Below are 15937 nucleotides of genomic sequence, written 5' to 3' on the forward strand. Positions count from 1 at the left end.
CGAGCCTTCTTTATATTGCAACGACAATCCGCAGAACTTTGCATCCTTTTGAAAACTTCGCTTGAAAAGCAAAGTTCGAAGCCTGGAGTAAAATATAATATCAAGGTTTCTTGCTAAATTTTCGCTAAAAATATACTCATTCCAATTTTAAGCATAAAAAGAGCCACTACAATTTCTTGCAGCAGCTCATTTTTCCTATATAAAATTAATCAAATTTTGGAGATAAAGGCATATCCCAAGATTCATGATCAGTATGAAGTAATTTATGAGCTTTTTCTGACATTGGAGCTCCTAAATAATCTTCATAAACTTTAACTATTGATGGGTTTTCATGAGAGAATCTTAAATTAGCTTCTTTATCTAATTTATAAAGATTATCTACTCTGTTAGAAGTCTGACCTAAATGTATAGGCTGACCTCCACCACCTGAACATCCACCAGGACAAGCCATAACTTCAACAAAGTCGTATTCAACTTCGCCATTTCTTATAGCCTGTATTAATTTATCAGTGTTTTTAAGTCCACTTGTAACAGCAGTCTTAACAACAGTTCCGTTTATTTCTATCTGAGATTCTTTCCATCCATCCATTCCTCTAACTTCTTTGAATGCATCTGGATCTGGGTTTTCACCAGTTACTAAGTAGTATGCTGAACGTAATGCTGCTTCCATAACACCACCTGTAGCTCCGAATATAACTCCAGCACCTGTACCTACACCTAGTGGCATATCGAATTCTTCTTCTTCAAGATTAGCAACATCTATATGTTCTGCTCTTATCATTCTATCAACTTCTCTAGTAGTTATAACAACATCTACATCTTTGTCAGCTTCTGTATCATTGATTGTTGGTATATCACATTCATGTTTCTTAGCTATACAAGGCATTATAGATATTGAGTATATCTTATCTGGAGAAACATCTAATAATTCTGCATAGTATGATTTAGCTATAGCCCCGAACATCTGCTGTGGAGATTTTGAAGTAGATAATAATTCTACCATATCTGGGTAATGAGATTTCATATATCTTACCCAACCTGGACAACATGATGTAAACATTGGGAATTTATTGTTTTCTTTATTTTTAAGTTTTTCAACAAATTCACTACCTTCTTCCATTATAGTAAGGTCGGCACTGAATGTTGTATCAAATATGTAGTTGAATCCCATTTTTCTAAGAGCTGCAACTAATCTCTTAACTGTAGCTGCTTCTCTTTCAAGTCCTAAAGATTCACCCCAAGCTGCTCTAACTGCTGGAGCAACCTGAACTACTGTTATTTTTTCTGGATCTGCTAAAGCATCGAATACTTTATCAACATCGTCTCTTTCTCTTAAAGCCCCTACTGGACAGTGAGTTATACACTGACCACAAAGTGCACAGTCAGACTCTTCTATTTTTCTATTTAAAGAAACCACTACATCAGTTCTTGAACCAGTGTTTCCAACTTCCCAAATTCTAGTATTCTGTACATTTTCACATACCTGAACACATCTCATACATTTTATACATTTTGAAGAATCTCTTATAAGTGGGAAATCTTTATTCCAAGGTTTTTTCTTGAATTTCTGATTGTATGGAAGATCTATTATTCCTAAATCATTAGAAATTGTCTGTAATTCACAGTTTCCACTTCTAACACATGTAGCACATCTACAATCATGCTGAGATAATATTAACTCAACATTTACTCTTCTTGTTTCTCTTACTTTTGGGCTATTAGTATGTATAACCATTCCTTCTTCTACAACATTATTACATGCTGCAACTAACTGGTCACATCCTTCAACCTCAACAACACATACTCTACAAGCACCTATTTCATTTATATCTTTTAGGAAGCAAAGAGTAGGTATTTTTATTCCAGCCTGAGCAGCTGCATCTAGTATTTTAGTACCTTCCTGTACTTCTACTGCTATTCCGTCTATTGTTAGTCTTACCATCTCTCTACTCTACCTCCTCTGAATATTCCGTAACCGAATTTATCACATCTTAAACATCTTGAAGCTTCCTGCATAGCACCTTCACAAGTCATGCCACATTCAATTTCTTCAAAGTTAGTTTTTCTTTCTGATGCTGGTTTTTCAGTTATATTAACTCTACCACAAGCTGGTTTATTTTCTAATCTAGGCTGTGGTATTTCTACATCACATTCTATTTTGTGGTTGAATCCAAGATACTGGTCTATATTAGCAGCAGCTGTTTTACCTGCAGCTATAGCTTTTATAACAGTAGATGGTCCTGTTGCACAGTCCCCACCTGTAAATACTCCTGGCATTCCTTTTATTGAAGTATCATCTAAAGATATTAAATTACCCCATTTAGTTGGTATACCGAAGTCTTCACAATCTTTGTAATCTATATTCTGTCCTATAGCAACTATTACTATATCACATTCTATTCTTTCTTCTGGTAAGTTAGCTTTTACTGGTTTTGGTCTACCTCTATCAACTTTTCCTATTAACTGAGGCTGAGTCCAAAGTGCAACAACTTTTCCATTTTCATCAGCTTCAACTCTAGCTGGAGCCTGAAGTGTAACAAGTTCGCATCCTTCTGCTTCTGCACCTTCTATTTCTTCAAGAAGAGCTGTCATATCGTCTTTTCTTCTTCTATAAACTATCTTAACTTCATCTGCTCCTAATCTTACTGAAGATCTAGCAGCATCCATTGCAACGTTACCTCCACCGATAACAGCTACTTTTTTACCTGTGAAGTCTGGTTTTTCACCTAGACCTATATTGTGAAGCATTTCAACAGCAGATACAACTCCTTCGCTGTCTTCACCTTCCATATTAAGTTTTTTGTCAAGCTGAGCACCTATTGTTATGAACATTGCATCGTACTCATCCTGTAATTCTTTTAATGTAACGTCTTTTCCTATATTAACACCGTATTTAACTTCTACTCCTGTAGATAATATAGCGTCTATATCTTCATGAAGTCTTGCTTCTGGTAGACGGTATTCTGGTATACCAAAGTGAAGCATTCCTCCTAATTTATGTTCTTTTTCAAATACAACTGCTTTGTGTCCCATTAATGATAAGAAGTATGCAGCAGTAAGACCTCCTGGTCCTCCACCTACTATTGCAACTTTTTTACCTGTTGATGGTGCACATTCTGGTGCTGGAACAATTCCTGCATTATCAGCTGCAAATCTTTTTATACCTTTTATATTTATAGAGTCATCTATCATATTTCTTCTACATTTTGCTTCACATGGATGTTCACAAACAAGAGCACAAGCTGTTGGGAATGGGTTGTCTTTTCTTATTAATCTTATTGCATCCCGGTATCTTCCTTCTCTAACAAGTGCTATATATCCTGGAATATCAACTCCTGCTGGACATAGAGCAACACAAGGAACTGCCTGGTCTTTAAATGACTGAGAACATACTCCATGTTCTATATGAGAAACGTAATCGTCTCTGAAGCCCTGGACTCCCTGTAGAACCATTCTAGCTGCTTCGTATCCTATTGCACAATCAGCAGAATTTACTATAACTTTAGCTGTTTTTTCTATTAAGTCTATAGTTTCTAAATCTGCTTCTCCCTCTAAAACGTCTGTTAATAGTGCTTTTAACTGTTCAAGTCCAACTCTACATGGAACACATTTTCCACAAGACTGGGCATGACACATAGTTAAGAAAGATAAAGATAAATCAACTGGACATAGTGCTGATGGTCCAGCTTCTAGTCTTCTTTCTAAGTCTTTATAAAGACCGTCTACTACTTTCTGAGCACTGTTTGGTGTTGTAAGTATAAGTCTGCTCATCACATATCCTCCAATATAAAGTTAATTTGTTTTTAAGATTCATTAAAACTATATATAATTTTAACATATTTTTTTACTATAAAAAACCTTTTCTTTTTTACTTTGTTAATTACTATTATTCTCAACATAGTTTTATAATATGATATTTTGAAAGGTTTTACTGTATAATTTCTAATTCTAAATTGAAATTTTTGCAATTTATTTTTTCATTTTTAAGCTTAATTTTTATTTTTCTTTCTTTAAAAGTGTTTTTTATTAATTTTATTTTTTTAATATATTTCTTTATTTTCATTGATTTTTTATATATTCAATACTACCTTTAAAAAAATTTATTTTTATAGTTTTTTTCTATATCATTGTACTTTTAAAAGAATTTTCAGAAAAGTCCTCAATTCTACTTTTATATACTAAGTATAACGTAACATATTTAACCACAATTTCTTTTTTAGTTTTTTTAAATATAATTTTATTTTTACTTAAAAAAATGCACAGCCAAAAAATCAAATTTTTTCTCAGCTGTGCAATATTTCTTAAATTTATTATTTCAAATTTTATTTTTATTCTTCAAAAATTAAATAGATTTTTTTTATAAATCTACAAATTTTAATAATATTTTCTTAATATTTTTCATAAATCAATATCAAAAAAATATTAATCCAATCAAATTTTTCACACTAATTTTCAATAATTTTTATGCCAATTTAATATCCCCTCATTACATCGACATATTTTTCAGGCTTGCCTGTTTCAATAAATGCTTTTAGATTTCTATAAACATTTTCAAAAAGCCTCTCTTCATTTCTATCAGATACCCAAGAATTATGTGGAGTTATTATAAGATTTTCTACATTCCAAAGAGATCTCTCTTTTGATAATGGTTCCTTATCAAAAACATCTAGTGCAATCCCTCTAAACTTAGGCGCATACTCTTCTAAATCATCTAAGTTTACAAGATTTCCTCTGCCTAAATTCATAAACACAGAACCTTCCTTCATCATTTCAAACTTATCTCTATTAATCATTCTTTCTGTTTCCTTTGTTGAAGGCATAACTGCGATTACAATATCGCACTCTTTAAAAATAATATCCATATCTTCTGATTTGAAACATTTATCGAAGTATTCTACATCTCTTCCAGAAGTATTAACACCCCATACCTCAACACCAAAAGCCTTTAATCTCTTGGCAGTTTCCATACCAATTCCACCAGTACCTAAAATACCAGCTCTCTTACCTACTAATTCTAAAAGGGACATATCAACCTTCCATAAAGATTCGTCCTGATTTTTGAAGAACTTTTTAGAATTCTTGTATATATTTAACACGTTCATCACCGCAAATTCTGCAATAGGAACACTATATCCTCCGTTATTATTTGAAAGGTATATATTATTTTCTACAAAAACTTCCTTTGGAATATGATCAAATCCTACACTAGCAAGCTGCAGGAATTTTAAATTCTTCATCTGAGAATAATCAAGCCTAGAAGTATAGTAATAAACATAGGCAACATCAACGCTGTTCACCTCTGGAGTATTTTGAAGCTTTCTATCCTCCATAAAAACTATCTCATATCCAAGGTCTTCTATCATCTTCATCTTTTCATCGTCGAATTTTTTAGTAATAAGTAATTTCATAATAACACCCCAATTTAACCTATATAACTTTTCTACAGACTAAACAACTACTGTATATGGTAGCTCCTTTTTCTCATCTGTTTTGTCCATATTGAATAATCTCTTTATCTTATTACCCATTAATTTTGCCCTTGAAACAAGCGAAATATGCTCTAAATTGCTGCTAATAAGAGGTACAGACTGTATAACATCTCCGTACTGGTCTATGTAATCTAGGTACGCCACAGTAGTTTCTTCATTTGGTGTAGCGTCTATCTTCACATATCTAACCTTTTCAGTTATATCCTCGTTATTTTTAACAACACCGTAGCAATCTCTCTTAGGCTGTAAATCTATATTATCCAAATCTGATATATTGTCTATATTACCTGTTGCAACAGTTTCACCTTTTTTACACATAAGCTTAGTTTCAAAATTTTCCCCTAAATTATAAAGTGCATTTGCAGACCGAACTCTGTCCTCTTTGCACCAGTTACCCATAACAACACCTATCATTCTGTTGTCTATGTCGCTTTTTCCATCTGAATTCATCTTATCTGTAAATACTAAGCAGTATCCTGCTAAATCTGTATATCCTGTTTTTAAGCCGTCTACATTTGAATGCATATGAAGAAGTGGATTTGTATTGTAGTAATTGCAATCTCTTGAAGGATCGTGGTCAAGCTTGCAATCTGTAATAGCAATAGTTTCTTCTTCATAATCGTCAAGTAAGTTCTTTGTCATAGTAGCTATATCTCTAGCTGTAGAGTGGTTCTGTTTTGGATCGCCGTCTTTTTTAGTCCAGTCGTATATAGGTAGTCCATTTGGATTTATAAAATAAGTATTTTTCATACCTAATTCTTTAGCTTTTGCGTTCATTCTATCAACAAATGCATCTACATCGCCTTTACATACATGAGATGCAATAGCAACTGCACCGTCATTTGCAGATACAATCATTAGCCCTTTTAAAAGCTCGTTGAATTTAACTTTTTCACCTTCTTTAAGGTGCATAGTAGATCCGCTAACTTTTAGCATCTTCTTGTCTATTGTCACTAGGTCATCTTTTTTAACTTCTCCGTTCTTTATCGCATCCTGAGCAACATAGAAAGTCATAACCTTACTAATACTAGCAAGTGGAACCTGTTTATCTGGTTCTTTTGAAGTTATAACCCTTCCCGTCTTTTGGTCTACTAGTATTGAATTTTTAGAGTATATCTCTACAACCGGCTTTTTCTTTACTTCGGCTGCATAACCAGTGGCTGGTATAACAAATAGTACAGCCAACATAATTGCAGTTAGTTTTTTTAGTATTTTTCCCATATTCTCTCCTTTACTAATTATAATTTTAATTATCTCACCTAAAACACATATCTTTTTTTATTTTACTACAAAATTTGTATACTGTATAGAAATAGAGACCAATCTTTAGATTTAAAAAATCTATTTTGGAATCAAAAATATAAATCTGTACAAAAATTAATATTTATACAAAAAATTAAAGGATTTACCTATATTTTAGAGAATTTTAATATTAAATAAGTTCAATTTTTTACTTGGATTTTAAAAAGGAGTGATTTTTATGAATAGTATATTCCACAGAACTAGTGTAAGAAAGTACACTAATCAGCCTGTAGAACAGGAAAAAATAGAAAAAATATTAAGAGCTGGTATGGCAGCACCATCTGCAATGAACCAACAACCATGGGAATTCTACGTTGTAGAAAATAAAGAAGTGTTAGAAAAACTATCAAAATGTAGCCAATATGCGGGAAGTGTTGAAAAATCAGCAGTTACATTTGTCGTATGCTACAGAAACGACTCTCTTCGTGCTGATTACAGAGAAATAGACTGCTCTGCTTGCACAGAAAATATGCTTCTTGAAATAGATCATCTAGGACTTGGAGCAGTTTGGATTGGTATCGCCCCAATAAAAGAAAGAATGGACGATGTCGCTAAAGTATTAGATATGCCAGAAAACCTAAGCGCATTTGCACTAATAGCTTGCGGATATCCAGAAAACATAAAAGAACAACAGGATAGATTTGAAGAAAATAGAATACATTATGTAAAATAAATCAAAATTTACCGAATATCTATTTTAAGAGCAGCAAAGAGTATATAGACAAAATCTTCTCCAGGCTTCGACGTGTGTGTGAGTAACATACTTTGTTGTATTTAAAATACACGTCTGCAGATTGTCGAGTGATTTTGTCTATATACTCATATGCTGTAGCTTATAAATAGATTTGTAAAGTTTTGATTTAATCATCATTTAGCAAGCTAGTAAATTTATAACATATTGAAACAAAAGGACTTGTTGAAAATATTACATCGGTTATCCTCAGGTTCTGCTCAAATCGAATTTTATAGGGATAATATCTAACTTAGTGGATTGAAGTGCATAGACAAAACTCTCTCGACAATCTGGAGACGTGAGGTTTGTTTACAATGAAACAATTTACTTGTACACACGTCGAAGCTGGAGAGGAGTTTGTCTATGACTTCAATCCCTGAGAGAAATTAACGTATAAATTTTGATTTAATTCCAGCAGAAATGCCAGATTTTTTCCCCATATATTTTTTTAGCCAATTTATCTATATTAAAGTTTTCCATATATTTGTCCACACTGTCTGGACAAAATGCGTAAAATTCTTCTGTGAATCTGATTTTATCCTCATCATCAACAGGTTTTTCAACTATATATTCAAGAGTGTTATGACTTATTTCAAAAGGAATTGCTCCGTATTTTTCAAACCAATACTTAGAAATCGACATAATATCCTCATTTCCTGGGCAATCATTCCAACCACCAAATGGAATATATGCAAATATTTCCCAAGGATTTTCCACAGGAATTTCTGCAATTAGGATTTCTCCATGCTTTTCCATTTCATCTTCAAAATCTAAATCATCCACATCAGCAGTTGGATCATCTTCTACCTCAAGCTCGTCCTTTTCAAGCTCATATCCACCAAAATATTCTCTATTATTCTCAATCATCTCGTCTAATAGATCTTTTCCAGCAGAAAAGTCCTTAGAAACCATATTTTTTCTATATCTTTCTATCACTTCACTGGTTTCAAAGTCTATTATTCCATTCTTGAAGAACTCATCTCTTTTTTTATTCTCCCTAATTCCCAAGTCCATTATGCTCTCAGAATCGTCGTCACTGTCTACAACAGTATTCATAATAACAGCATCTAGTAAATTATCACTTATATCCACAATAATAGGGATAAAATGCTCCTCTTTTGACCTTTGAAGCGACTCAAGATATCCACATATGATATCGTTATCCTCAGTATTTAGTGGATAATATTTACAATTGCAGTTTAAAAAACTCTTCATTATCTTTGCTTGCTTAGACATTTCCTGCTCAATAGGAATTTTATTTTCTGAGCTCTCTATCTCACTAGGTATATTTTCTATGTAGTTTTTTTCATTTTCTATTAGTTCTTTTAATTTATTTATCAACATAAAAGCCTCCTAAAAAGGTCTTATTTTTTATAACTACTCAATTAAAAGTATATACTTCATAGATTATTTTTTCAAGAAAGTCGTATTTTCAGCAGAATAATCACCAATCTATCTTAATTTTGTCGATTTTCACTCACCTAGTTCTATTTTTCTTCTTCATCTTTTGGTGGGAAAAATCTCTTTTTAAAGTAGAAATCAGCTCCGTAAATAGCAGCAACTGGGTTATGTCCTGTCACTCTGTCTTTTGTCACACCAGTTGTAACTAATGCATCAGAGTATTTGTAGAATAAGCTATCGTGCCCTACACATAGCCCCATCACAATATTTAGCTCAGTTCCAGCTTCATTTAAAAGCTTAGCCTGAAGAATTGGGTTGCACATGTTTTCACCGATTTCGTTGCATCTCTCTGGGATACCGACGTCAACCTTCTTCTGAGTACCAACCTTACAAGCCACACCGTAAACTTCAAATCCGTTGTATCTTAGGATTGAAGCAAGTTTTCTACTCTCACTGATTAGACCAACACAAGTAGCTATTCCAAGCTTTTTCATTCCCATTTTTCTAGCATAAGCCATTATTTCCTCAACTCTTGTGTACTGGCAATAATGGTCGTGCTCAACTTCACCAGCAGCTATCATTGAGCGACGATTTTCGTCCTCTTTATAAAGTTCCATTGCTTCATTTAGCACATCTTCGTCCATATTTGTTGTTAAGCAAAAATCAGGAAACTCCTTGTCCTCTTTGTTGCAATTAGTGACAAAACAGTCTATACAAGTTAATTCTTTCTTTTCCATACTAAATCCCCCTAAAAAAAATTTGACCTTACTTCTAATATTATCTTTTTTTATCGATATTCCTCTTATTTCAAGTAATAATATTTTTATATTTATATTCAAAAATCAAATAATACTTTGTTGTCAATTTGTAATCTTATATATAATTTTTATATTGCTTTTATATTAAAATCTTATTTACTCTATTAAAATCTGCCTTTATACTATATTTTGTGAGATTATTTTTAGAAAGGAATTAGATTATGGCAAAACCTCTTAATAGAAAAGCTTCCGAGGTGCTACTTGGCTCAGTTATCATCGCAAGGGCGACGTCGTTTCTATTTTTAAAGCTTCTTTTAGAAAATATGGGACAGTTCACTCTTTTAGGAATTAGGTCGATGATTGCATTTGCAGTTCTTGTAGTAATCGGATTTAAAACACTTAAAAAGACCGACAAAAACGATTTATTATACGGATTTTTGGTTGGGGCATCATTTTTCGTCGTTATGTTCTTAGAATTAACAGGACTTAAATACACTACCTCAGTTTCGATAGCATTTGAGGAAAATACAGCAATTATAATAGTTCCGATTATTTTAGCAATTATGACCAGAAAATTTCCAGATAAGAAAACAATTTTGATGTTCTTTATGTGCGGAATAGGGATAGTTCTTCTTAACTTCAAGCCTGAGGGATTTGAGTTCAACTTTGGCGATTTGCTTGGAATGATGACAGCTCTGACTTATGCAGGTACAATTATCTTGACTTCTAAAGTTGCTGACAAGGCAGATCCGATAAGAGTTGGTATTTATCAGGTGGGTACGATGGGAATTCTTTCGCTTATTGCAGCATTTATATTTGAAACTCCTGCACTTCCTGCGACTGGAATTGAGTGGACTTATATGTTGTATCTGGCAATTATATGCAGTGTGTTTGGCTTTACACTTCAACCTTATGCCCAGAGTGGGACTACTGCAGAGAGAGCGAGTGTGCTTTGTGCGTTAAACCCTATTACTGTCGCTGTTTTAGGAGCGTTGTTCTTGGGTGAGACTCTTACTGTTAAGGGGATTATTGGAGCAGTGTTGATTATAGCGAGTATAGTTGTTTAAATAAATTTATATTATTATATTGATAAATCTGAAATTTATGATATAATTACCTCAAATTAAGAACGTGGGGGAATAAAAATGAAAAATATGCTTTCTACAAATGATAAAGAAGATATTCATATCAGTTATATGTCTGCTATTTGTGCTAGTGCTGGTATTTCATTTGATATTCAGAGGCATGATCATGATAGCACCGATGCTATAGTTAAAAAAAAGTTTAATTTTATTGATGGATGTTATATGTCATCTTTAAGAATTCAATTGAAATGTACTTCTTCTAAATCACAATATTCTGATACAGATTCAGAAATAAAGTATTCATTAAAAGTTAAAAACTATAATGATTTATGTTCTAGATGTACAACACCTATAATTTTGGCTCTTTTAATATTACCAGAAGAAGAAAGTGAATGGGTAAAATGGTCCAAAGAAGAACTTTTAATTAAAGGTACTATGTACTGGGCTGATTTTTCTAGTAAACAATTGTCTAATAATACAAGCTCAGTAAGTGTAAGTATAGACAAGAAAAATATTATCAATAAGGATACTCTATTAAATATATTAGAAAAAATAGCAAAGGAGGAATGGCCATGATTTATTCAGTTAATTTTTTGGATTTAACTGAAAAAATAAATCCTCTTGCTGTATCAAAATATTTAAAAGATACTGGTTGGACACAATTTAAAACAAAAAAAGAATATATTAAAATATTTCAAAAGTATACAGCTGAAGATGAATTTTATCAAGTTATCATTCCATTAGATAAAACTTTATCTGATTATAAGCAAGCAATGTATGACTCAATTGAACAAATTGCTCTTGTAGAAGGACAATCTACAGAACAACTTATGTTATATCTACTTAATCCTAATACAGATATATTAAAAATCAGACTTCAGAAAAATTATATTGAATCTGGAAGTATATCATTTGATGATGCAATAAGTCTTTTTGAAAATACAAAGAAATTAATAGCTGCAACTGCTCAAGATGTTCTTCATCCTAAACCTTATCATCAGGGTAGGCAAGATGATGTTGTATCAAAGTTTGTAAGTAATTGTAAGTTTGGCCAAACAGAAATTGGAAGTTATGTCATTTCAGTTGTATGCCCATTTGCAGAATTAGATGATTCAGAGGAATATAAACAACTTAGTATTTTTTCTGATGAGGAACAATGCGCCAACTCATTAACACGCAAGGTAACAAATAGAATTATGAGAAATATTACAACAATTAAAGAAAATATTGATAATGATGAATTAGAAAAATTAATTTCCAGTGATAAAAATACAATAATTAGCACTAACTTTTATGAAGCATTAGCTGGTTTAAATATTGATTCTTCAGATACAACTGTTGAGTTTATTGCTCAATGGTCTCCGGTTGTAAAATCTAATCGTTTTAAAATAGATAAGATTTCTATATCAAATGATTATTATCAACCAATAATATCAACTATAGATAAATTAAAAGAAACAATTAATACACACACAAAAATAGTTGGAAGAATAAAAAAATTAGAATCTATACCAGATGCATCTAAGAGAAAAACTGGAAAAGTTTCAATTGTCTATTTAGATGAAAATAATAACAGAAGAACTATAAATGTTCTTCTCGAAAAAGATGATTATAATAAAGCTCTTGAAGCTCATGAGTCTGGAAATCATGTTGAAATAATAGGTGATATTGAAAATACAGGAGGACGAAAACGCTTAATGACATGTGAGTCATTTGCTATACTAGAATAATATATTAAGTTTAATTAAACAAGAAGAGTATGTAAAATCTATACATACTCTTCTTATTATTTATTAAATATAATTATTTTTTATATTTTTAATCTTACATTGCATTTTCATTTATCTCATCAATTTTCTTTATAAGCTTCATTTGTACTTCTCTTACTTCTCTAAAAATAGTAATTCCTCCAGCAGTTCTAAATGGTTCTTCTTTTAAAACAGCTTTATCCATAACCCCATTCTTAACAACATAATCAACAATCAGCTTAACAAAATGAATCTGATTGGCGTTCAAATCCTGACTATTCAAAAACTCAGAGAAAATCTCATTAGCTGCATTAATATCCAGTCCAACAATTTCTCTAATCATCTTTCCTACAGGCTTATCCCGATACTCTCTCTCATAATCAGACTTAGTACCAAGCTGCTTAAACAGAACATCTTCCAAAGTTTCAAAATCTTGCTCTGTCAGCTTCTTATTATTTCTAAGCTTGTAAATAGCCAAATCATCTCTATGCTCCTTAAGATAATGCTCTACCTTCTTCTTATAATTCTTCAAGTCGTTTACATTGTAAATAGAGCCATTACTTTCCTCAGCGATTATCTCATCCTCAAAATTAGTGTAGTATATCTTTTGCACCTCTTTTTCCAAGAAACGAATTAAATCTCTAAGTGCTTCCCTAACCTCTTCAAGATTGAAAATATCAACATCTTCCCAGAATTCTTCAGTCATAACTTTTTCGATAATATACTTCTTCTCCATAACCTGTGGAATACTTCCAAGTCTTGAAAGCTTCTCTGCTGTATCAATAACGCTCTTAATATTAGCACTCGCATTGCTTCCATTTAAGCTAGCAAGCTGAATTGTATACATAAGAATATCAAATCTCTTTGCAAATTCATTATCATCATCTAGCTTTATTATAGGTGTTATATATTCCTTAATCTCAGCTATATCAATAGCTCCAAGCCCATTCCAAGCAGACTTATCTCTATACTTATCTACATATCTCAGACTAGGCTTAACCATAAAGCTCTCTCTATTTAGCCCCTTAATATATCCAATCATCTCATCAACCAAATTATCTCTAAACTCAGCATAATCCTCATCTGAAGAATAACTAATATCCTGCAGCTCTCTGATAATATCTACCTTCACATTTAAAACTCTCTGAGTCAATGTTTGAACATTTTTAGTTTCGTTTCCATTAGGATTAACCCTAAAGAACTCAAAATTATTGCAGAAATCCAAAATCAAGAAACATTCCTTGTTCTGACCAACACCCAAAAGCTCTGGACAAAGTCTAGTTCCCCTACCAATCATCTGCCAGAACTTAGTCTTACTTCTAACTTTTTTAAAGAACACAAGATTCAAAACTTCTGGAACATCAATCCCAGTATCTAGCATATCTACAGACACCGCAATCTGTGGCATCCTATCCTTTTCAGAAAAATCATCTATCAAACTATCAACATAACTAACATCATTGTAGATAGCTTTGATAAAATCTCCACCGTACTCTGGAAGAATTGTATTAAATCTCTCAACAATCCGCTGAGCGTGCCTTTTATTATTTGCAAAGATAATTGTCTTTCCTAATTTATCTCCACCTTCTATTTTAAGACCTTTTTCCATAAGATTTTTAATAACCATATCTATCGTATCGGCATTGAAAAGCCATTTATTAATCGCCGAATTTCCAATATAATCTCCTACACTATCATCGTCGTCAAAAGTTTCCTCATAACGAGCCTTTTCTTCCTCTGATAAACTATCATAAGAAATACCCTCTTCCATAACCCTAGTCTTAAACTCTAAAGTAGTGTAATCTACAAGATATCCGTCCTCAACCGCCTTTTCATACTCATAAGCGTAAGTCGGCACACCATTTTCCAAATCAAAAACACTATAAGTATTCTTGTCTATCTCGTCCTTAGGTGTAGCAGTAAGTCCAACCAAATAAGCATCAAAATAATCAAAAATATGCTTATACTTATTATAAATTGATCTATGACTCTCATCGACAATAATCAAATCAAAATATCCAGGAGTGAAAAGTAACTTTCCATCCTTAGACTTAGTATCATCTATTGAATTCATCATAGTTGGATAAGTTGAAAATACTATCCTTGCTTCTTCTGGATTGTCCTTGCTATCTAGCATATTGCAAAGCGGCATATGAGGAAGCAACTTAGAAAAATTGTTCTTTGCCTGCTTCACAAGCGCCTTTCTATCCGCTAAAAACAGAACATTTTTAACCCAGTTGTGATTTGAAAGCACATCCACTAAAGAAATAGCTGTTCTAGTCTTTCCTGTACCTGTCGCACAAACAAGCAGCATCTTTCTCTGTCTTTTTTCAAGTGCCTCACAAACGTTTTGAATCGCCTCTTTCTGATAATATCTATTAGAAATCTCATCTTTTACAACAATTTTGTTTAAAGGCTTTTTGTTCTTTCTTCTGTCAATCATCAGTTGTAGCTCTGATTTTTTGTAGAATCCGTAAATCCTTCTCTCAGAATATCCATTGTAATCATCCCAGATATAATTTTCATATCCGTTGCTCAAAAATATAACTGGTCTTTGTCCATACTGATTTTCTATACAATCGGCGTAAAGTTTAGCTTGCTGCTGACCAACTTTTGCATCTTTTGAAGTCCCCTTTGCCTCGATAACTGCTAGTGGTTTTCCGTTATCGCCAAATAGAACATAATCTGCATATCCTAGACCTGTGTCGTTTGGCATACCTCTGACCTCAAGCTCTTCTCTAATATCTCTATTAAAATCCCACCCCAGAGATTTTAGCTCGATGTCTATGTATCTCTTTCTTGTTTCAAATTCGCTAATATTGTCTATATTGAAATTGTAGTCTTCTTTTTTTAGTTCCCTTTTTTCTGTTAATTGCTTTCTTAGCTCTTCATTTTCTTTGATCATCTGCTCAAGCTTTTTATCCTTTGATGCTTGTTCTTCATAGATTTTTTTAAGCACCTCAGGATTTGTTCTCTTGTTCTCTTCTTTATCTATAAGCTCCTCATCAAAATCCGATGCTGTGTATTCATCTGAATAGCAATAATCTATCCAGCTCACAAACTGATGAAGGTTGTGAAGAGAAAGAATTGCCTCTTCTCTAGTAATCATTGTGTTTGTGTGAACTGAGTTGTTCCCAAGCTTTACAATGTATTTTAGAAGGTTCGGCATTTCAAAATCTACAAGCTCTAAAAAACTTCTGCTGTGTATAAGGGAGCTAAGGTTGTCTTGGTATGGTAATTTTAAATAATCATCGTTTGCATATAGCCATTTCACTGCTAGTTCTAGCGCTCTTCTTGATAGGATTGCACAGTTTGCAGGACTTATCGACATTGCTTTTTCGGCTTCGATGCATGCATTACTGAAGCTTGAAAAGTTTTTGTTATTTAGTAGAAAGTCGAAGTTATTCAAAATTTTCACCCC

Annotated in this window: 11 protein-coding genes; 4 read left to right on the forward strand and 7 right to left on the reverse strand. The window is 32.6% G+C overall.

Features of this window, described 5'->3' with window-relative positions; genetic code table 11:
- Positions 1–205: 205 nt before the first annotated feature.
- The 4 genes from DWX74_RS07340 to DWX74_RS07355 form a co-directional block, all read right to left on the reverse strand.
- The gene (locus DWX74_RS07340; RefSeq protein WP_118549395.1) at positions 206–1942 is read right to left on the reverse strand and encodes an NADH-dependent [FeFe] hydrogenase, group A6; all 1737 of its coding nucleotides are present in this window, start codon (positions 1940–1942) and stop codon (positions 206–208) included.
- A complete protein-coding gene (locus DWX74_RS07345) occupies positions 1936–3771 on the reverse strand; it encodes an NAD(P)-binding protein (RefSeq protein WP_118549396.1) in 1836 nt (611 codons plus the stop codon). The genes DWX74_RS07340 and DWX74_RS07345 overlap by 7 nt, the downstream gene beginning before the upstream one ends.
- Before the next feature lie 701 nt (positions 3772–4472).
- Positions 4473–5408: a phosphoglycerate dehydrogenase gene (locus tag DWX74_RS07350; RefSeq protein ID WP_118549397.1), complete on the reverse strand. Its 936-nt coding sequence runs from the start codon at positions 5406–5408 to the stop codon at positions 4473–4475.
- 39 nt (positions 5409–5447) lie between these two features.
- Positions 5448–6710, reverse strand: a complete 1263-nt coding sequence (locus DWX74_RS07355; RefSeq protein WP_118549398.1) for a D-alanyl-D-alanine carboxypeptidase family protein — start codon at positions 6708–6710, stop codon at positions 5448–5450.
- Positions 6711–6969: 259 nt separating this feature from the next.
- Here DWX74_RS07355 and DWX74_RS07360 point away from each other — a divergent pair, with 259 nt between their 5' ends.
- Positions 6970–7464 (forward strand): nitroreductase family protein, encoded by a 495-nt coding sequence (locus DWX74_RS07360; RefSeq protein ID WP_118549399.1) that lies wholly within the window; start codon positions 6970–6972, stop codon positions 7462–7464.
- Between the two features lie 465 nt (positions 7465–7929).
- On the opposite strand, the gene DWX74_RS07365 is transcribed toward DWX74_RS07360, so the two are convergent.
- Together DWX74_RS07365 and DWX74_RS07370 are read right to left on the reverse strand one after the other, a co-directional pair.
- Positions 7930–8868 carry a DUF4253 domain-containing protein gene (locus tag DWX74_RS07365; RefSeq protein WP_118549400.1) on the reverse strand — a complete coding sequence of 313 codons (939 nt, stop codon included), beginning with the start codon at positions 8866–8868 and terminating at the stop codon, positions 7930–7932.
- 143 nt (positions 8869–9011) lie between these two features.
- A complete protein-coding gene (locus tag DWX74_RS07370; RefSeq protein WP_118549401.1) occupies positions 9012–9662 on the reverse strand; it encodes a DUF1847 domain-containing protein in 651 nt (216 codons plus the stop codon).
- A 242-nt stretch (positions 9663–9904) separates the two neighbouring features.
- Here DWX74_RS07370 and DWX74_RS07375 point away from each other — a divergent pair, with 242 nt between their 5' ends.
- From DWX74_RS07375 to DWX74_RS07385, 3 genes are all read left to right on the forward strand, one after another.
- Positions 9905–10750 (forward strand): DMT family transporter, encoded by an 846-nt coding sequence (locus DWX74_RS07375; RefSeq protein ID WP_118549402.1) that lies wholly within the window; start codon positions 9905–9907, stop codon positions 10748–10750.
- Between the two features lie 78 nt (positions 10751–10828).
- The gene (locus DWX74_RS07380; RefSeq protein ID WP_286164268.1) at positions 10829–11344 is read left to right on the forward strand and encodes a DUF4365 domain-containing protein; all 516 of its coding nucleotides are present in this window, start codon (positions 10829–10831) and stop codon (positions 11342–11344) included.
- Positions 11341–12498 (forward strand): hypothetical protein, encoded by a 1158-nt coding sequence (locus tag DWX74_RS07385; protein ID WP_118549403.1) that lies wholly within the window; start codon positions 11341–11343, stop codon positions 12496–12498. Before DWX74_RS07380 ends, DWX74_RS07385 begins: the two co-directional genes overlap by 4 nt.
- Positions 12499–12592: 94 nt before the next feature.
- Here the strand turns inward: DWX74_RS07385 and DWX74_RS07390 are convergent, their stop codons facing one another.
- On the reverse strand, positions 12593–15934 hold the full coding sequence (locus DWX74_RS07390; RefSeq protein WP_334294638.1) for a DEAD/DEAH box helicase family protein: 3342 nt from the start codon (positions 15932–15934) through the stop codon (positions 12593–12595).
- Between the last annotated feature and the right edge of the window lie 3 nt (positions 15935–15937).

This window comes from Peptoclostridium sp. AF21-18 (assembly GCF_003478825.1).
Classification (GTDB): domain Bacteria; phylum Bacillota; class Clostridia; order Peptostreptococcales; family Peptostreptococcaceae; genus Peptacetobacter.